The sequence below is a fragment of the uncultured Maricaulis sp. genome (genome assembly GCF_963976135.1).
GTDB lineage: Bacteria > Pseudomonadota > Alphaproteobacteria > Caulobacterales > Maricaulaceae > Maricaulis.
The window spans coordinates 1-17,795 of the sequence record NZ_CAXBKN010000062.1; the positions used below are offsets into that span (position 1 = coordinate 1).

13 protein-coding genes are annotated in these 17,795 nt (G+C 64.2%); 7 read left to right on the forward strand and 6 right to left on the reverse strand.

Annotated elements, in window-relative coordinates:
* Nucleotides 1-45 precede the first annotated feature (45 nt).
* Nucleotides 46-768, reverse strand: coding sequence for a DUF2793 domain-containing protein (locus AAC023_RS09470; RefSeq protein WP_339740518.1), 723 nt, complete (start codon nucleotides 766-768; stop codon nucleotides 46-48).
* 171 nt (nucleotides 769-939) lie between these two features.
* On the opposite strand from AAC023_RS09470, the gene AAC023_RS09475 reads away from it, so the two are divergent.
* From AAC023_RS09475 to AAC023_RS09485, 3 genes are read left to right on the forward strand one after another with little or no spacing between them, the layout of a single operon-like run.
* Complete coding sequence (locus AAC023_RS09475) at nucleotides 940-2,373, forward strand: methylmalonyl-CoA mutase family protein (RefSeq protein WP_339740520.1); 1,434 nt, start codon at nucleotides 940-942, stop codon at nucleotides 2,371-2,373.
* Nucleotides 2,370-4,523 carry a methylmalonyl-CoA mutase gene (scpA, locus tag AAC023_RS09480; protein WP_339740522.1) on the forward strand — a complete coding sequence of 718 codons (2,154 nt, stop codon included), beginning with the start codon at nucleotides 2,370-2,372 and terminating at the stop codon, nucleotides 4,521-4,523. Before AAC023_RS09475 ends, scpA begins: the two co-directional genes overlap by 4 nt.
* Nucleotides 4,524-4,561: 38 nt before the next feature.
* A complete protein-coding gene (locus AAC023_RS09485) occupies nucleotides 4,562-5,044 on the forward strand; it encodes a hypothetical protein (protein ID WP_339740524.1) in 483 nt (160 codons plus the stop codon).
* 12 nt (nucleotides 5,045-5,056) lie between these two features.
* Here the strand turns inward: AAC023_RS09485 and AAC023_RS09490 are convergent, their stop codons facing one another.
* The 3 genes from AAC023_RS09490 to AAC023_RS09500 form a co-directional block, all read right to left on the reverse strand.
* The gene (locus tag AAC023_RS09490; RefSeq protein WP_339740526.1) at nucleotides 5,057-5,656 is read right to left on the reverse strand and encodes a hypothetical protein; all 600 of its coding nucleotides are present in this window, start codon (nucleotides 5,654-5,656) and stop codon (nucleotides 5,057-5,059) included.
* 3 nt (nucleotides 5,657-5,659) lie between these two features.
* Complete coding sequence (locus AAC023_RS09495) at nucleotides 5,660-6,694, reverse strand: hypothetical protein (RefSeq protein WP_339740528.1); 1,035 nt, start codon at nucleotides 6,692-6,694, stop codon at nucleotides 5,660-5,662.
* A 246-nt stretch (nucleotides 6,695-6,940) separates the two neighbouring features.
* A complete protein-coding gene (locus AAC023_RS09500) occupies nucleotides 6,941-9,460 on the reverse strand; it encodes a TonB-dependent receptor (RefSeq protein WP_339740530.1) in 2,520 nt (839 codons plus the stop codon).
* Between the two features lie 268 nt (nucleotides 9,461-9,728).
* Between AAC023_RS09500 and AAC023_RS09505 the strand changes: the two genes are divergently transcribed.
* Both AAC023_RS09505 and AAC023_RS09510 read left to right on the forward strand, forming a co-directional pair.
* Entirely contained in the window at nucleotides 9,729-11,777 is a 2,049-nt protein-coding gene (locus AAC023_RS09505; protein ID WP_339740532.1) for a S9 family peptidase, read from the forward strand.
* Entirely contained in the window at nucleotides 11,774-12,706 is a 933-nt protein-coding gene (locus AAC023_RS09510) for a carbon-nitrogen hydrolase family protein (protein WP_339740534.1), read from the forward strand. The genes AAC023_RS09505 and AAC023_RS09510 overlap by 4 nt, the downstream gene beginning before the upstream one ends.
* On the opposite strand, the gene AAC023_RS09515 is transcribed toward AAC023_RS09510, so the two are convergent.
* Both AAC023_RS09515 and AAC023_RS09520 read right to left on the reverse strand, forming a co-directional pair.
* Nucleotides 12,703-13,344, reverse strand: a complete 642-nt coding sequence (locus AAC023_RS09515) for a glutathione S-transferase family protein (protein WP_339740536.1) — start codon at nucleotides 13,342-13,344, stop codon at nucleotides 12,703-12,705. The genes AAC023_RS09510 and AAC023_RS09515 overlap by 4 nt on opposite strands.
* A gap of 20 nt (nucleotides 13,345-13,364) precedes the next feature.
* Nucleotides 13,365-15,122 (reverse strand): amidase, encoded by a 1,758-nt coding sequence (locus AAC023_RS09520; RefSeq protein ID WP_339740538.1) that lies wholly within the window; start codon nucleotides 15,120-15,122, stop codon nucleotides 13,365-13,367.
* Nucleotides 15,123-15,344: 222 nt separating this feature from the next.
* Here AAC023_RS09520 and AAC023_RS09525 point away from each other — a divergent pair, with 222 nt between their 5' ends.
* Nucleotides 15,345-16,220: a hypothetical protein gene (locus AAC023_RS09525; RefSeq protein WP_339740540.1), complete on the forward strand. Its 876-nt coding sequence runs from the start codon at nucleotides 15,345-15,347 to the stop codon at nucleotides 16,218-16,220.
* Between the two features lie 61 nt (nucleotides 16,221-16,281).
* Complete coding sequence (locus tag AAC023_RS09530) at nucleotides 16,282-17,070, forward strand: hypothetical protein (RefSeq protein WP_339740542.1); 789 nt, start codon at nucleotides 16,282-16,284, stop codon at nucleotides 17,068-17,070.
* Nucleotides 17,071-17,795: the final 725 nt, after the last annotated feature.

Genomic DNA, 17,795 nt, shown 5'->3' on the forward strand with positions numbered 1-17,795 from the left:
CTTGTTCCGGGGCGGAGCTGGTGGGGATGACGAGCCCAACCTCTCCTAGTCCGGTGCCTCCGGCATCCAGGCATGGATGGCAAGGCTCACTGCACCGCCGGTGAAGGCGCCGCCATTCGCTGTGAGCACGATATCCGTATCGCTATAGAAGGCCGTCGGGCCGATGACGCCGAGATTGCTCGCCCCGGCTGAGACCCCCAGAGAGCCACCGAATTTCGAGGCCTCGCCGGCAATGCCGCAATCGAAGCTCGTGGCACCGGTGATCGCCTCGCTCGTGCGCACCGAGACGCAGAACACGATTGAGCGCGCCGGAATGGTGACCGTGGTCACAACACTGGCGCCGGTTAGACCGGCAATGCTGTCGGCGACCAGGAGGGCGCGGGTTTTTGCGCCGCCGGGCGATTCGGCCAGCACCGTGTCGGCTCCGGCCAGAAGCCAGCCGGTCCCGTCGAACACGACATCGCACGCCTCATCGACCAGATGCACACGCCAGCCGGGTTTCGGCGGCAATTCGCTCCAGAAGCCATCGCGATATATGGCCAGCGAACCAGCACTCATCGCACCCCAATCGGCGCCGCTGGCACCCACCGGGAGGATCCAGCCCTGTCCGTCCTCCGGCGCACCGGGTTGGACGGCCAGGCTACGGCTCAGGGCCTGCGCCTGTACCAGCGCATCGAGGCGCAGCAGGCTCTCATTCACGGTGACATGTTTTTGCGCCTGGGCCGGCATTACCAGCGGCAAGGCGAGATTGGGCGTGGTTTCGGACATCGGGCTACTCCATGAAAGCGAGCTTTCATTGTCAGGCCGGGCCTGGGGCTATGGGACAGACGAATTCGCTGTCCATGCGCACGGCCCGGACTTGACGCGCGGGCCGCGCGCGCCTTTTCTCCGCCCCAACAGAATGATTGCTTGGCCTTGCCCCACCGCGACAGGATTTCCATGACCGACACTATCCGCGATTTCGCCGGGGATTTTCCGGCCCAGAGCGCTGCCAGCTGGCGTGTGCTGGCTGAAAAGGCCCTGCGTGGCGCCGATTTCGAAGCCGCTGTCGACCGGCACACGATTGATGGTCTCAAGCGCGGCCCGGTCTTCTTCGACCGCCCCGCAGGCACAGCCGCCGTCGATAATTTGCCGCGCGACGGGCATCTGCCCTGGGGCATGCGCCAGTCGATCACCGAAGCCAGCCCGGCCGAAGCCAATGCCGCAGCGCTCGACGATCTGATGGGCGGTGTATCGGAACTGGACTTGCGGCTCGATAGCACAGGACGTTTCGGGCTCAGCGCCAATGAGATTGAGCTGCTGGATGCGGCATTGAAGGGGGTCGATCTATCCCTTGCCCCGATCCATCTCGACAGTCTCGATGGCCAGGGTCATCACGCCCATCTCCTGCTGACCCTGTTCGCCCGCCGCCGCCTCGATGGCGAACATCTGCAGGGCGGGCTCGGCCTGTCGCCGATCGAGCGCGCCGCGCGTCAGGGCATTGCGCTGGATGACCAATGCTTTCCCAAGGCGCGCGATCTGGCCCAATTGTCCCAGGCCGCCTTCCCGCAATTGCAGATTTTCCGCTGTGACGGCGCCCTCGCCTTCGAGGCCGGTGGTTCGGAGGTGCAGGAACTGGCGCTGATGGCGGCCTCGGCCGCGAGCTATATGCGCCTCATGCTCGAGGCTGGCCTCTCCGTCGACGACGCCGCCGGCGCGATCGAGGCGCGCCTGGCCGCCGATGCCGATATTCACCTGACCATCGCCAAGCTGCGCGCCGCCCGGCGCATCTACGCGCGTATCGCGCAAAGCTTTGGCGCCCACGAGGCAGCGCAGCGCCTGTCGCTTCAGGTCACCACATCCGGCCGGATGATGAGCGCCAAGGATCCGTGGACGAATATGATCCGCACCGCCTGCGCCGGCTTTGCTGCGGCGGCTGGCGGGGCTGACACCATCACCATCCGCCCCTTCACCGATGCGATCGGCCGCCCGACCGGGCTCGGCCGCCGCGTCGCGCGTAATCTCCACATCCTGCTGGCCGAGGAAAGCCATATCGGCAAGGTCACCGATCCGGCCGCCGGCAGCTATCTGCATGAGACCCTGAGCGATGAACTGGCGCAGGCCGCCTGGTCGCTATTCCAGCAGGTCGAACGGCGCGGTGGACTGGTCGAGGCCTTCGCCGGCGGCTGGCTGCAGGGCGAAATCGCTGCGGTGCGCGACAAGCGCCTGCAACAGATCGCTGACGGCGAGGAAATCATTCTCGGCGTCACCCAGCATCCCGACCCGCATCCCAAACCGGTCGAGACCAACGGGGCATGGCCCGAAACCAACGCACCGGAGGGCGCCCTCACTGCCATTCGCCTGGCCGCCCGGTTCGAGGGAGCGACATCATGAGCACCATACCTGATTTCACCACGCTCGATCTCGGCCCTGCCCTGCCCGCTTCCGCAGCGAAGGGTGAGGACTGGACGCCGGCCGAGGGCATCGCGATCCAGACCGCCTATGGCCCGGACGATAGCGACAGCATCGACTTCATCCACACCGTTCCCGGTGCGGCGCCCTTCGTGCGCGGCCCCTATCCGACCATGTTCCTGCAGCGGCCCTGGACGATAAGGCAATATGCCGGTTTCTCGACGGCCGAGGATTCCAACGCCTTCTATCGCCGCAATCTCGCGGCGGGCCAGAAAGGCCTCTCGGTTGCCTTCGATCTGGCGACGCATCGCGGCTATGATTCAGATCACCCGCGCGTGGCCGGCGATGTCGGCATGGCGGGCGTGGCGATTGATTCCATCTATGACATGCGCACCCTGTTCGACGGCATTCCGCTCGACCAGATGAGCGTTTCGATGACGATGAATGGCGCGGTGCTGCCGGTGCTGGCGCTCTATATCGTCGCCGCCGAGGAACAGGGCGTGAAGCCGGAGCAGCTGTCCGGCACGATCCAGAACGACATCCTCAAGGAGTTCATGGTCCGCAATACCTATATCTATCCGCCCAGCCCCTCGATGCGGATCATCTCGGATATCTTCGATTACACCTCGAAACACATGCCGAAATACAATTCGATCTCGATCTCCGGCTATCACATGCAGGAGGCCGGAGCGCCGGCCGATCTCGAGCTCGCCTACACCATCGCCGACGGTCTGGAATATATCGCCACCGGCATTGAAGCGGGCATGGATGTCGACAGTTTCGCGCCGCGCCTCTCCTTCTTCTTCGGCATCGGCATGAATGTCTTCATGGAGGTCGCCAAGCTGCGCGCCGCGCGCCTGCTATGGGCGAAGCTGGTGAAGGAACGCTTTGATCCGAAAAGCGAAAAATCGATCTGCCTGCGCACACATTGCCAGACCTCCGGCTGGTCGCTGACGGCGCAGGATGTGTTCAACAATGTCGGCCGCACGGCGCTGGAAGCCATCGCCGCCGTCGATGGTCACACCCAGTCGCTGCACACCAATTCGCTCGACGAGGCGCTCGCCCTGCCGACCGACTTCTCGGCCCGCATTGCGCGCAATACCCAGATCCTGCTCGCCGGCGAGGCGCATGCCTGTGACGCGATCGATCCGTGGGGCGGCAGTCATTATGTCGAGCGCCTGACCCATGATCTCGCCGCGCGCGCGATGGATCATATCGCCGAGATCGACGCGCTCGGCGGCATGGCCAAGGCGATCGAGGCCGGCGTGCCGAAACTGCGCATCGAGGAAGCCGCTGCGCGCACGCAGGCGCTGATCGATAGCGGCCAGCAGACCATTACCGGCGTCAATAAATTCCTGCTCGACGAAGACGAGGACGTGCCCGTCCTCAAGGTCGATAATTATCTCGTGCGCAAACAGCAGATCGAGAAGCTCGAACGCCTGCGCGCCGAACGCGATCCGGCCAAGCTGAAAGCCGCCCTCGATGCGCTGGCGGCCTCGGCGGCCTCGGGAAACGGCAATCTGCTGGAACTGGCGGTCGATGCGGGCCGCGCCATGGCGACCGTCGGCGAAATCTCCGATGCGATGGAGACGGCCTTCAAGCGCCATGTCGCCGAGATCAAGGCAACAACCGGGATTTACGGGCCCGCCGCCGGCTCTGACGACAAGGTCCGCCGCGCCCGCGATACCGCCGCACGCTTCCTCGAGCTTCATGGCCGCAAGCCGAAAATCCTGATCGCCAAGCTCGGCCAGGACGGCCATGACCGCGGCCAGAAAGTCGTCGCCTCGGCCTATGCCGATCTCGGCTGGGATGTTGTGATCGGCCCGCTGTTCCAGACACCGGAAGAGGCCGCCGTGCTGGCGATCGCGGAAAATGTCCATGCCGCCGCTGCCTCATCGCTGGCAGCCGGCCATCTTACCCTGGTGCCGCAATTGCGTGCCGCGCTCTCCGAACAGGGCCGTGACGATATCCTGATCGTGGTCGGCGGCGTCATCCCGCCCGATGACGAGCCGGTCCTGCGCCAGATGGGCGCGGCGGCCGTCTTCCCGCCGGGCACGGTGATCGCCGACAGTGCGCTGGTCATGCTGGAACGGATGGGCGTCGAGGCGGCGGTGGCAAGCGAGGCCGAATAATCCTATCGTGAGCGGGTTACACAGCTGGAGCTGCCGCCATGAGACGCATTCTTCCCCTGCTCATCCTGACCCCCGTCCTCGCGCTCACCGCCTGCGCCTCAGCCGGCCCGACGCGTTACGCCCCGGCCTATGAGGGGCAGTACGGCTATTCCGAGCGCCGCATCGAGCAGGACCGCTTCATGATCCGTTTTGATGCCGGCTCTGACACCAGTATTCAGGAGACCGAAGACCTGGCGCTGCGGCGGGCCGCCGAATTCACGCTGGAACGCGGCGGCGACTGGTTTGTGGTTGTCCGGCGTGACCGCGAGGGCAATGACCGCAATCCGGTCCGGGTCGGCACATCGGCGAGCTATTCCACCGGCTCGCGCGGCTATTCAGCCCGCGGAATCGGACTGGGCATCCGCATCGACGGCTCGGCCGGCGAAAAATCCGTGACGCTGGAAATCCTGATCCGCACCGGCACGGTTTCCGACGATGCCAATGCCTATGATGCCCGCAACGTGCTGGCGCATATGCCTTGAGCGACAAACCCGTCAGGCGGAAAGCCGCCTGGCCTGGCCGACCCAGTCATCGCGCACAATACGGCCGCGGCCATTGATCCGCTCATCCCAGCTGGCGATATCGGCCTCGCTCCAGGCCGCGATCTGCGCCAGGCTGGCGATACCGGCCTCATTGAGGCTGGCCGCTGCTTTCGGGCCCAGCCCCTTGATCACTGTCAGATCATCCTGTTGCATCGCACCGACCGGCCCGGCGGCGCTGGCTGCAGCGGTCTGGCCTGAGCCGGCCTTGGGGGCCGACGCCTTCGCCGCCGCCGGTTTTGTCGCGGCGGGCTTTGGCTTCGTCCTGGTCACGGGCTTGGCCGCCGCAGGCTGAACTACATCCTCGGGCATCTCGGCATGGCCGGTCTTGACCGCGCCAGCCGGTCGTTGGCTGGCGGCCACCGCGCGCGATTCAGCCTCGCCGAGACGGCGTGCGAGATTTTCATTTTCCCGGCGCAAGGCGATGACATCGGCCAGCGCCTTGTCAGCCTCGGCGCTACGTGCCTCGCCGCTCCAGACCTTCCATCCGGTCAGAACCCCGAATCCAAAGGCCGCCAAAATCAGGAAACCAATCTGCCAGACCAGCCAGAACATGCCTCAACCCTCAATCGATGAAATAGAAAATGTGAGCGCCTGCAACTGGTCATCCGCCAGCGCGACAATGATTCTCGTTTCGCCCACCGCGCCGCCGGCCAGCAGCGAGCGCACCTGCGCTGCGCGTTGCCGCGCCAGTTCCTCGCCGCCATCAGCAATGCTGATCCTGGCTGAGAGCCGCGCATCGGCGGGACAGGCCGCAAATGTGCGCCCCAGACGGCGCAAGGCAATTTCGGTCAATGGACTGGCACCGGACCCGCCGGGTTCGAACCGCAGCTCGTCCGTGCCCTGTGCCGCGCGGATAATCGCAGCGCAGGCATCAATATCAGGCACATGGACGATCGCTGGCGCGCCGGCCGGGATAACAATCGAGGCAGCCCGGAAGGGCGCCGGCATGGTCTGCAGTGTATTGGCGACGGAGCGCGCGATCTGCGGATTTTCGGCTTCCCCGTAGAGACCGCCCTGCTGGCCGCTGAGCACGATCGCGCCGCGCTCAAGACGCGCCAGCTGCCCGAGGAGACGTTTGGCCGCCTCTTCCCACTCGGCCGCCGGAGCGCCGCCCGGGATCAGGGTCAGATCGGAATCGGCACCATTGGGAAAATTCGCTGTCGCGAAGCGGGCAATCGCATCGCGCGCGGCCGCGTCACTGGCATCACCGCGGATCAACACCCGTCCGCTGAAGGCGAGGTCCGCACGGAAGGCAAAGCCTCGATCCATGCGGGCATCGGTGGTTTCATCAATCACGCGCGAAACGCCGCCGGCGATCGTGCCGCCTGACCAGGTCGAGCCAGCGACAACTTCGAGCGCGATCTCCCGGGCTGTATCATTGGGCGCGGCGCCGCTGAGTATGGCCTCCTGGCCACGCATGCGAACATGGGCCCAATCCATTTCGCGCCGGTCGAGCGCGTCGCGGGCGTTGTTCTCCAGCCGTGTCTGCAGGCTGGCCACGGAAAACGGGCCTATCAGCATGGACAAACCGGTCACCACCAGCAGGCCGGCCAGGGCGATCAGCAATATATTTCGGGCGCGCAGCGTCATGGCAAAAATCATCAATGTGTTCGTCGGCGGAAGGCCGAATCATATGGGCCTCTTTGACCATGATATCGCGGCCAATTCAGGGCAGGCACCCCAAAGCGGGCCGCCGGGTGAATAATGTGCAGTCCTCCGCCTCGCCCGGCACTGCCGGACGGGCATCCGATACGCCTTCCACGACACGAAGTGTCAGGCAAAAAGAAGGGCCGGTGCGTTGCCGCCCGGCCCTTCCCCTGTTTATGCCTTATCGGACTAGCGGCGGGCGCGGAGCGTCAGGCCCCAGGTCCGCGGCGTGCCGAGGAATGAGTTGAAGGAACCCGACTGGAACGGTCCGTCGAAGCCGACCTGGACGTAATCCTCGTCTGTCAGGTTGCGGCCCCACAATTCCAGCGACCAGGATTCGTCGGCTGAACCGATCCCAACCCGGCCATTGAACAGGGTGTAGGCATCCTGGTGCTTTTCAGGATCGAGATCGGAACCGGTATTCTGTTCCGAAAGATAGCGGGCATCAAGGTGCGCCAGCCAGGTCATGTCCTGACCGAAAGTGCCGTTATAGGTCACCGAACCCGAAGCATACCATTCCGGGGCCAGCGAGAAGTTCTGGCCTGAGAGACGGTCAACATCCGGCGTTCCGGTCGGCGCGAACTCATTATAAGTCGCGTCGGCATAGGTGACCCCGCCCTGCACGGTCAGACCCGGCATGGCGTCCGGCAACCAAAGCAATTCCATCTCGGCACCCTGGGTCGACGCGCCATCGATCGAGGTCACGAAGAAGGCAATACCGTTGAAGGTATTGAGCTGGTAGGTGTCGAATTCGGACTTGAAGAGGTAGAAGTTGGCCAGCAGCGTGTCATTGGCCCACTCGGTCTTGATCCCGATTTCAAAGCTGTCGACGGTCTCCGGATCGAAACGCGCCGGATAGGAAGTCGGGTCGGCGAGCGCGGCGGTGAAGTCGACCGCACTGGAACCGGCCTGGGTAAAGCGGTCGAGGTTGAAACCGCCCGCCTTGTAACCATGCGAGTAGGTCCCGTACATCAACAGGTCGTCATTGAACCGGTGTGACAGGGAGAGCAGGCCGGAGAATTCATTCTCTTCGAGCGACTGGGTATTGTCGATCTGGGAGAAGACGTCACGGGCGAACGGCAGACAGGTATAGGTGCCGAAAAGCTGCAGGCTGGCCGCCGGCACGCCCGAACCGAGCGAGAACCCGGTCAGAATGGCCTGGCTGAGCGGCGTCGAGAAGTCGAGAGCATCGCCAAACACGGCCTCCCAGACGTCACAGGCCGGCGTATTGCTGTCGCCGAAATCGAAGGTCGCGGTCTTTTCGGTCGTCGTGTGACGCAGGCCGAAAGTCAGGTCCGTCGAATCGGTGAGGTGCCAGGTATTATGGGTGAAGAGGCTGAAGCTCTCGCCGTCCTGGGTGAAGGTATCACCCAACGGGTTGCCACCGCCCAATGGGGCGCCGGCGCCTGGTGCGAGCGGCACATAGCCGGGAATGAAGGCCCCGCCCAGACCGTTGGCGAGGGCGTTGACCAGGCCGGGATTGCCACCCAGCAAGCCGAGGAAGTTCGAGAAATCCGAGCCCATCTGGATCGCATCCTGGCGGACAAGATCTTCACTCGAATAATATGAGCCGACCATCCATTCGAAGCGCTCGGTGGAGCCCGAGAAGCGCAGTTCAAACGTCGTGTTTCCGAAATCGAATGTGTTGTTTTCAGCGTCACGGAAGACGATGTCCGCGCCGGTGAAGTCCGTGTCCTGGCCTGAATTCAGGCTGTAATCGCGATCGGACAGGATTGCGGTCATGGCGAAATTATCGAACTGCCAGTTCAACTCACCGCTAAAGCCGTGATCGATGATGTCCTGGCCGGTGCCTCGATTGGACTGAATGACCCGGCTGAACGGATCTTCGCTGCCCGGCATGGGCCGGCCACCTGGCACAAGCGCGTTGATCGCAGCCGCTGTCGGACCCGACACCAGGCTCGGCGCACCACAGCAATTCTCTTCACGCTTCGTCAGATCTCCGCTGAGCAGGAGGTTCACGTCGTCGCTGAAATCAATCAGAAGCTGGCCGCGGAAAGTGTAGAAATCCTGGTCGCCATCCTCGGCCTCGGTGCGGGGACCGCCAAAGGTTTCGACGGTGTTGTAACCATCGCGTTCACGGATGCCGCCATAGAGACGCAGCGCCATGCTGTCATTGAGACCACCGGTCATGCCGCCGGACACGCCCCAGCCGGAGGCATCGCCGCCGACATAATCGAGCTGGATGTGCGAGCTGAGATCATATTCCGGCCGCTTGGTCACGACATTGATGATACCAGCCGTCGTATTGGCACCAAAAAGCGTGCCCTGCGGGCCACGCAGGACTTCGATGCGCTCGAGCTCACCAAGATCATTGAAGCCGACACCATTGCGGGCCCGTGGCACGCCATCGATCACGACGCCGACCGAGGACTCCAGACCCGGATTGTCACCGACCGTACCGATTCCCCGAATCCGGGCCGTGGTGATAAATTCATTGGAAGTGGAGGTAACATTCAGGCCGGGAGAGATGATCGCCAGGTCTTTCAGGTCGCGCACGCCCGCATTGAGCAGGAATTCCTCATTATAGGCCGTAACCGCAACCGGCACGTCCTGGATACCTTGCTCGCGCTTTTGCGCGGTCACGGTGATGATGTCCACGGTGCGGCTTTCCTGAGCCACAGCCTGGGCACCAGTCAACGCGATAACCGAAGCTGCCGCGAATAGAATCGTTCTCTTCGTCGATGACATGTCTTTGAACTCCCTCCCGAGCGCTGGCGATTTTTCGCCCAGCTGTTTTCATTGAACGCTTTGCGCGTCCTGCCTGGATATTGCGAGAGTTTGCAGGCGAGGTGAAGCAAAATATCGACCCAAAAACCTCGCTGGCGCCGATATCGTACCGGAAAATCGAATTTCCCGCAGACTGTTGCAGGGCAGTCACAATCGCCCACCCGACATTGCGGCTTGGCCTCGCCCGGAAAAACCGCTCTGATGCGGCCATCGTCTTTGGAGGTTGATCGTGTTCAAAACCCTGCTGGCCGCCCTTGTCTGCGCGGCAACCGGAACGGCGCTGGCGCAGCCATTACAGCCGCTGCAGCCGCGTGATGTCTTTGCACTTGAAGCCGCTGCGGATCCGCAAATTTCCCCCGATGGCCAGCGCATCGCCTATGTGCGGCGCTCCAACGACATCGCGACCGACCAGAGCATTTCAGCGATCTGGCTCATCGATGCGGACGGCACCAATCACCGCGACATTCACCCCGCGCCCGGTACGAGCCATACGCCGCGCTGGTCTCCGGACAGCCAGCAGCTGGCCTATCTGCAGCCGGCCACCGATCATGTCAGCCTGCGCATACTGACGCCGGACAGCGGCGCGGATCGTGAAATTGCCCAGATTCGCGGCGGCGCGACCGGCCTCAGCTGGTCACCCGATGGCAAGTATCTAGCCTATGCCGGATTCGTCGGCGAAGTCGGAATGCTGGCGGCGAGTCTGCCTGCCCGTGATCCCGACGATGACTGGGCTGCCGGGGCCCAGGTCGAGGAGCGGCTCGCCTTCCGGTTCGACGGGATCGGCGCCCTGCCAATCGGCCGGCAGCAATTATTTGTCGTCGATGCCGCCGGCGGCGAGCCCCGGGCCATAACCTCCGATGCGCTCGGGGCCAGTGGCGATCTGGCCTGGGCCGCTGACAGCCAGTCCCTCCTCTTCTCAGCCGACCGGCGCCCCGATCGCGAGACCCTCGCCCCCGATAGCGAGATCTTCCGGGTCGGGCTCGCCGGATCAGACCCCCAAGCCCTGACCGCCCGCGAGGGCCCCGACCTCGCCCCCCGCCCCTCACCGGATGGGCGCCGGCTCGCCTATCTGGGGTTTGATGATCACCGGATGGGCTATGACAATATCCGCCTCTATGTCGCCAATGCCGATGGCAGCGGCGCGCGCAGCCTGACGGAGACGCTCGATCGGTCCGTCGGCAATCCGCAGTGGAGCGGCGACGGGCAGGCCATTTATGTTCAGTATGAGGATCATGGTGAGACCGTGATCGCGCGGATCGGCCTGGACGGCGAGTTCGCACCGATCGCCCGCGGTCTGGGCGGCCCGGATTTCGGCCGCCCCTATGCCGGCGGCACATTCACAGTCTCGCAACAGGGCCGTTTCGCCGCCACCATCAACACACCGCGCCGGCCTGCCGAACTGGCAACCGGCACGAGCGAGGAAGCCCTGCACGCGCTGACCAATCTGAATGGCGACATCCTCGACGACCGTTGGCTCTCGGACGCCGAAACCGTGCACTGGGCCTCCCCCTTTGACGGTCGCGAGATCGAGGGCTGGGTCCTGTACCCGCCCGGATTTGACCCGGCGCAGCAATACCCGCTCATCCTGGAAATCCATGGCGGCCCCTTCACCGCCTATGGCCCGGCCTTCTCGGCCGAACTCCAGCTGATGGCTGCAGCGGGTTATGTTGTCATCTACACAAACCCACGTGGATCAACGAGTTACGGTTATGAATTCGCCAATCTCATCCATCATGATTATCCAGGAAATGATTATGACGACCTGATCGGCGCGGTGGACATGATGCTGGATCGCGGCTTCATCAATCCCGACCGGCTCTTCGTCACAGGTGGCTCGGGCGGCGGCGTGCTGACAGCCTGGATCACCGGCAATACGGATCGCTTTGCGGCGGCGGCCGTCGTCAAGCCCGTCATCAATTGGACAAGCTTTGTCCTCTATTCCGACCTGCCGCAATATTTTTACCGCTACTGGTTCGCCAGCGCGCCCTGGGATGATCCGGCCGAATACTGGCGCCGTTCGCCGCTCTCGCTGGTGGGCAATGTCGAGACCCCGACACTCGTCATGGTCGGCGGCGCCGATGTACGTACCCCGCGCGGCGAGAGCGAACAGTATTATTCGGCGCTGCGTCTGCGCGGCATTCCCAGCCGTCTGGTGGTGATCCCCGACTCCTATCACGGTATTTCCAACTCCCGGCCCAGCCGCTTGCTGACCAAGGTCGCGGAAATCCTGCGCTGGTTCGAAACCCATGATCCCGGCGTGGAGACGGTCGAACCATGAGCCCGATCCGGCTCGCCGCCATTCAGGCAGCGCCGGTCTATTTCGACAAGGCGGCGTCGGTGGAGAAGGCCTGCGGCCTGATCGCCGAGGCGGGCCGGCTCGGTGCCACAATCGCCGCCTTCGGCGAGACCTGGCTGCCCGGCTACCCTTTCTTCATCGAGGCGCCGCTTGGCGATCTCTGGTGGGAAGCGGCTGCGCTTTATCTCGAGAACGCCATCACCCTGCCCGGCCCGGAAACCGATGCGCTGTGCGCGGCGGCAAGGGCAGCCGGGATCGACGTGGCCATCGGGATTGCCGAACGCGACGCGGCCACAGGCGGCAGCATCTATGCCAGCCTGGTTTTCATCAGCCGCGACGGGACAATTCTCGGCCGTCACCGCAAGCTCAAACCGACCCATCATGAACGCTCGATCTGGGCCGATGGCGACGCCCGGGGCCTGACGGTCTACCAGCGCGATTACGGCCGCCTGTCGGGGCTCAATTGCTGGGAGCACAATATTGTCCTGCCTGGCTATGCCCTGATGTGCCAGGGCACGCAGATCCATGTCGCGGCCTGGCCCGGCCACGAACCGCTCACCGCGCCAAGCGATCCGGTCTGGGCGCGCCAGCTCCTGCTCTCGCGCGCCTTCGCCAGCCAGGCCGGCGCCTATGTCATTGCCGCCGCCGGCCTGCGCCTTGAGGCGCATGTGCCCGAACGCTTCAAATCACTCAGCGCCTTCGAGCATACCGGCCAGAGCGTCATCATCGACCCGCGCGGCGAGATCATCGCGGGTCCGGCCGAGGGCGAGACCATATTGATCGCCGACGGCGATCTGGCCGAGGTTCGCAAGGCAAAGCTGGCCTGCGATCCGGCCGGGCATTATGCCCGGCCAGACCTGTTCGAGCTCAAACTGCAGGGCCGCACGATCTACCCGCCCGCTGGCGATTAGGCCGAGGCGGACGGGCGTTTGGAAATCGCCTCGCGCCAATTGGCCAGATGCGTCAGTTCCGGTTCCGGCTTGAGCTTCACCCAGGCAGCGAAATCGACAAAGGCATAGCCGGCAATATCGGCAGCGCTGAAGGCATCGCCGGCGAGATAATTGGCCTCGGCCAAGCGTTGCTCCATGACGGTGAAGAAGGCCGCTGCCCGCTGGCGGCCACGCTCGGCCAGGGCGGGGATTTGTTCGTAGGGCTGCGGTCCGGTCAGCGCCGAATCCTTGAAGAAATCAGACCTGTTCCGCAAGGCCTCGGCGGCCCCCATGAAGCCCTCCCACTCGACCCGGGCCAGCCATTCCGCCACCAGCGCCTTCTCCACCGGATCGCGGCCCAGCAGCGGCGGTTCGGGGCAGATTTCTTCCAGATAGCGGGCGATCGAGGCATTATCACACAAGACCACACCATCATCGAGCGCCAGCGCCGGCACCGTGCAGCGCGGATTAACCGCACGAAAAGCTGGCTCGAACTGGGCCTTGGCGGCGAGATCGACCTGGACTGTCTCGATCTCGAGCCCCTTTTCAGCGATGAACATCCGGGCGCGGCGAGGACTTGGGGCCGTCTTGCAATCATAGAATTTCATGGAAAATATCATCCCTTGTCGGAGAGAGGGCCCTAGCGGAAAGCGGGCGGTTGTTGGGCGGCGACGGCCAGCCGGGTTTCAAGTTCGCGCCCCAGCGCGATAATGCGCCCTTCCTCGAAGAGCGGCGCCCAGAGGCTGGTTGTCTGTGGCACCCGGTAAAGCGCGTCATCATGCGGATCACCGAACTCGCCCCGCGTCGGCTGGTCAGAAAAGCCGGAGCGGAAAGCCAGCTGGGGATGGCCGGTGAAATTCGTGATCACCAGCAAGCCGGCGGCGAAATTGGGCGCGATCAGTGCATCGAGATCGGCAAACAGGGTGTGCATCACCTGCATGACCTGACGGCGGAATCGGTCGGCATTGATAAAATCGACCGCCGAGATGAAACGCGCCCGGCGCCATGTATTGGGCCAGGCATTCGGTTCCTGCCAGACCAGGCTGTCATCCTCACCGCTCAGGGTGAGTTGCTCGAAGGCGGCCGCGGATTCCGCCTCGACCGCCGCGAATAGCGCGTCATAGGGCAGATCGGGCAAGTCCACCTCGACCAGTTCCACACCGGCATCGCGTGCGGCCTGCAATGCGGCCCGGTCGGCATCGCTGCCGCTCTCGAACCAGGCCGGGTTCCAGCCGACCCGCATGCCGCGCACCCCGGCCCCGGCATCGCAATCAAACCCCATGCCGATCGATCCGGGGTCACGGGTGTCCTCACCATTGATCGCCTCCAGCACGTAAGCCGTATCCTCGACACTGCGAGCGATCGCGCCAATCTTGTCGAGCGACCAGCACAGCGCCATCGCGCCGCTTCGCGATACCCGGCCGAAGGTCGGGCGCAAACCCGTCGTGCCGCAGCGATTGGACGGCGAGACGATGGAGCCGAGTGTTTCAGTGCCGATCGCGAACCCGGCCAATCCGGCCGCCACTGCCGAGGCCGACCCGGCGCTCGAACCCGAGGAACCCTCCTGGATATTCCAGGGATTGCGGGTGATGCCCTCAAACCAGCGTTCGCCATAGGCCAGCGCCCCATTGGTCGTCTTGCCCAGCAGGACGGCGCCGGCTTCGCGCAGCAGGATGGTCACCCGGGCGTCGTCATCGGCGATCCGGTCGCGATAGGGCATGGCGCCCCAGCTCGCACGCACACCGGCGACATCGATAATATCCTTCATGCCATAGGGAATGCCATGCAGCGGCCCGCGCGAATGCCCCGCAGCGGTCTCCCGGTCGCAGGCATCGGCTTCGGCGCGGGCAATCTGTGGGGTCACAGTGACAAAACACTCCAGCGCCGGTGCGTGACGGGCAATGCGCGCCAGGTAGATTTCGGTCAGCCGCCGTGAGCTCAGCGCGCCGCTCCCGATCCAGCGCGAGAGTCTCCAGACCGGCGCATAGGCGATCGCGGCATCGTCCTCCGGGAGCGCTCCGGCACTGGCGGCCGAGCGCACGAGGCCGTCGCTCTGCTCACGCAAGGCCTGTCCGGGCAGACGTGGATCGAAGACGCAGGCCGGTGCCAGCGCGTTGGGCAAGGATGTCGTACGCAGGCGCGTCGTGCGCTCGATCCAGTCGTCAATCCCGATCACCAATTGCTGCCGTTCGGCATCGGTATATTCGACCGCGAACAGGCGCTCGGCGGCGCGCACGGTATCTGCCGAGACGGGGCCAGCCAGTGGGCCAGTCTCGGCCGGTGGATCGGCCGGCGCGGACGCCTGGCGGGCGCCCGCCACTGCCGGGAGGCCGGCCGCAAGGGCGGCCATTGTGCTGCCCATCAAGAGATCGCGCCGCGAGGCAAACCGGTCGGTCATCACACTTCTCCACCTGAAACCAGGCAGAGCCTGCCGTCTGCTGCGGGCAACGGCAAGAGGCCGCAGGACCAGGCTCGCCTCAATTGATCCACAAATCGCCGGTTTATGCCCCATTGGCTGCCACAATTCACCATTAACCATAGAGCCTGTGTCAAACCGGCGCGAAGAATGAAGGGGGAGGCCATGCCCTTAGACAATCGAACAGATCCGGGATTCGGACGAATGACCGACCTGCCGCCGGATCTCGCGGAATTCCGCGATGTGCGCGCGCCGTCAGAAATGATTGCGCTGGGTCGCACCATCTCCCTTGCAGCCGCGCGCCATCAGGACTTGCTGAAATTCCGCCGCACCTGGGGCGGCGCTGTCGATGATTCGGAGTTTACCGCAGAGACGGCGATCAAACCGATCGACCGGGCCGCGATTTACCCCAAATCCCATATTTTGCATTTCTCAGTGCTCGCCTCACTGGTGCTGTTTGAAGGCCTGGCGAATGCCTATTTCTTCTCGACCGGCTCCGATCTCGGTCTGCTGGGCGGCTGGCTGCAGGCCATCACCGTCTCCTTCACCAATGTGATCGCCGCCTTCTTTCTGGTCGGCTTTCTCGGCCTGAGGCACATGTCGAATCCGCACAAGCGCGTCCATGCCGGCCTCGCCGCTATTGGCGTCGGCATCGGTGCCATCACCCTGCTGGCGCTCAATCTGAGCGCGGCGCATTTCCGCGACCTGCTGGAATTCAACGCTGCGACGCTGGCCGTCGGTGCGGGCGATGTCACGGGCCTGGTGCTGACACCGGTCAGCGCTGCGATCGCGAACCCGTTTGGCATCGAAACGCTGGAAGCCCTGCTCCTGCTGGTGCTGGGCACAACCTTCGCCGTGATTGCTGCCTTCAAGGGGCGCACATTCGACGACGCGATTCCCGGCTATGGCGGTGTGACCCGCCGTCTGGAGACCGCTGCCGGCGATCTGGAAAAGGCTCTCGAGGCCGGCTGGAAAGAAGCCAAGAAGCTGAGCCAGCACGAGCTTGAGCAGTTGGTTGAAGCCAAGGAATTGCACGATGAAATCTGCCGCGATCTGGCGGGACCGAGCAACCACCGGTAAGCTGCTTGCCGAGGCGGCCCCCTGGCGGGTCCGCCGCACTCATTAGTGGCGGGGGGCCCCTATGACCGGACGCGATATACTTGGAATATTCAATCTGCTGATTGTGGCCGCGGTCCTGGGCGCGATCAGCTATGCCGCCTTCGTTCTCAAACCGCCGGTCTATGACAGCCAGACCCTGTGCCTGGCCGGCGCCATCCCGCCTCACCGCGTTGTGGTGATCGACAAGACCGACCTCTACTCTCCAGAGCAGGCGCAGGCGATCGGCGCCCTGATCCTGGCCCAGCGCGACCAGCTCGCGGTCGGCGAACGCCTCTCCCTCTACGAGCTCAATGAGAGCGGCCAGCTGCGCAATACCAATAGTTTCTCGCTGTGCAATCCGGGCGCCGGCGAGCAGGTCAACCCACTCTACCGCAATCCCGACCGGGTGCAGGCGCGCTATGACGCCCTGTTTGCCGAGCCGCTGGCCCGTGCCCTCGCCGACCTCGTCGAGCCCAAGGACGCACCCAACAGCCCGATCATCGAAGCCCTCGCCCGCCTCGGCCAGGATCCCGCCTTCGATCGCAATGTGCCCGAGCGGCGCATCGTGCTGGTCTCCGACATGCTGCAGAATTCGGAAGTCTTCACCGTCTATCGCCGCCGCCTCGGCAGCCTGGAAAACCGCGTCCCCGAGCCGGCCATCGTCGCCGATGCGATCCGCGAGACCTATGGCGACAGCCTGCGCGGCGTCCGCCTCGACATCCGCCTGATCCCGCGCGGCCAGTGGGAGGCCGAACAGCACGGCGAGCTGATGGATTACTGGGACGCGGTATTCGACATGCTCGGCGTCCAGGCGAGCTGGAACGCGCTTTAGGCCGCGGCCGCCAGACACGGGCCGGAGCGATTTTCGCCGCGCCATGGTGTGCGGCGTCATGCGGTGCGGCGCCGATCGGGTCGTGCTTGCCCTGTTTGCCGCAGATCTACCGTTGAGTGGCCGTTGCTTCACTGTTCGCCTGCCCTTGATGATGCATTGGCATGCCCCTCATGCGCCATAAATTCGCGCGTGAAACCTGCAAAAGTCGCTGAAAAACAATCGCATATCGAATTCGACCCCGGTTTTGCCCCCGTTTCAGGATTGCCCCGCCTGCCGCATCCCCTCGCAGGCCGGCTGTCACCGGAAAGACTGTCTGCCATCCTGCCATCATGGTGCGGCCCGGCCTTGTGGGGCAGGGAAAAATGCCTGTGTGCGGATGACAGTCCGACTGCCACCTTCCACGGACTGTCACGCCCGCACCGCCCGCCGCCCAGCGCCGGCGCGCTGCCGGCCGCGGCGCGCGGCCGCCGGATGCGGGCGGAGCATTGGAACAGGCTATCGGAGTGGGGCATCGGGGTGGGGCCAACAAGGTCAAAGCGCGCGAAATCCCGATCATCATAACCCGCCGGACCCCGGCGTGGATAAGCGGGCCCTGGATCAACCGACCTGAAAACCATGCCGGGATCCGGCCAGTCTGGAGTTGAGACGTCAAGGGTGAAACCGCGAAGCGGCGCTTCGCCCCCCATTTGCAGCCAAACCCCCACGTCAAACAATCCCTTGTCATC

What these genes read in the sequence shown, in the direction of transcription:
- AAC023_RS09470 (WP_339740518.1), bottom strand. Translation starts at nt 768, where the DNA reads ATGTCCGAAACCACGCCCAATCTCGCCTTGCCGCTGGTAATGCCGGCC.
- AAC023_RS09475 (WP_339740520.1), top strand. Translation starts at nt 940, where the DNA reads ATGACCGACACTATCCGCGATTTCGCCGGGGATTTTCCGGCCCAGAGC.
- scpA (WP_339740522.1), top strand. Translation starts at nt 2,370, where the DNA reads ATGAGCACCATACCTGATTTCACCACGCTCGATCTCGGCCCTGCCCTG.
- AAC023_RS09485 (WP_339740524.1), top strand. Translation starts at nt 4,562, where the DNA reads ATGAGACGCATTCTTCCCCTGCTCATCCTGACCCCCGTCCTCGCGCTC.
- AAC023_RS09490 (WP_339740526.1), bottom strand. Translation starts at nt 5,656, where the DNA reads ATGTTCTGGCTGGTCTGGCAGATTGGTTTCCTGATTTTGGCGGCCTTT.
- AAC023_RS09495 (WP_339740528.1), bottom strand. Translation starts at nt 6,694, where the DNA reads ATGACGCTGCGCGCCCGAAATATATTGCTGATCGCCCTGGCCGGCCTG.
- AAC023_RS09500 (WP_339740530.1), bottom strand. Translation starts at nt 9,460, where the DNA reads ATGTCATCGACGAAGAGAACGATTCTATTCGCGGCAGCTTCGGTTATC.
- AAC023_RS09510 (WP_339740534.1), top strand. Translation starts at nt 11,774, where the DNA reads ATGAGCCCGATCCGGCTCGCCGCCATTCAGGCAGCGCCGGTCTATTTC.
- AAC023_RS09515 (WP_339740536.1), bottom strand. Translation starts at nt 13,344, where the DNA reads ATGATATTTTCCATGAAATTCTATGATTGCAAGACGGCCCCAAGTCCT.
- AAC023_RS09520 (WP_339740538.1), bottom strand. Translation starts at nt 15,122, where the DNA reads ATGACCGACCGGTTTGCCTCGCGGCGCGATCTCTTGATGGGCAGCACA.
- AAC023_RS09525 (WP_339740540.1), top strand. Translation starts at nt 15,345, where the DNA reads ATGACCGACCTGCCGCCGGATCTCGCGGAATTCCGCGATGTGCGCGCG.
- AAC023_RS09530 (WP_339740542.1), top strand. Translation starts at nt 16,282, where the DNA reads ATGACCGGACGCGATATACTTGGAATATTCAATCTGCTGATTGTGGCC.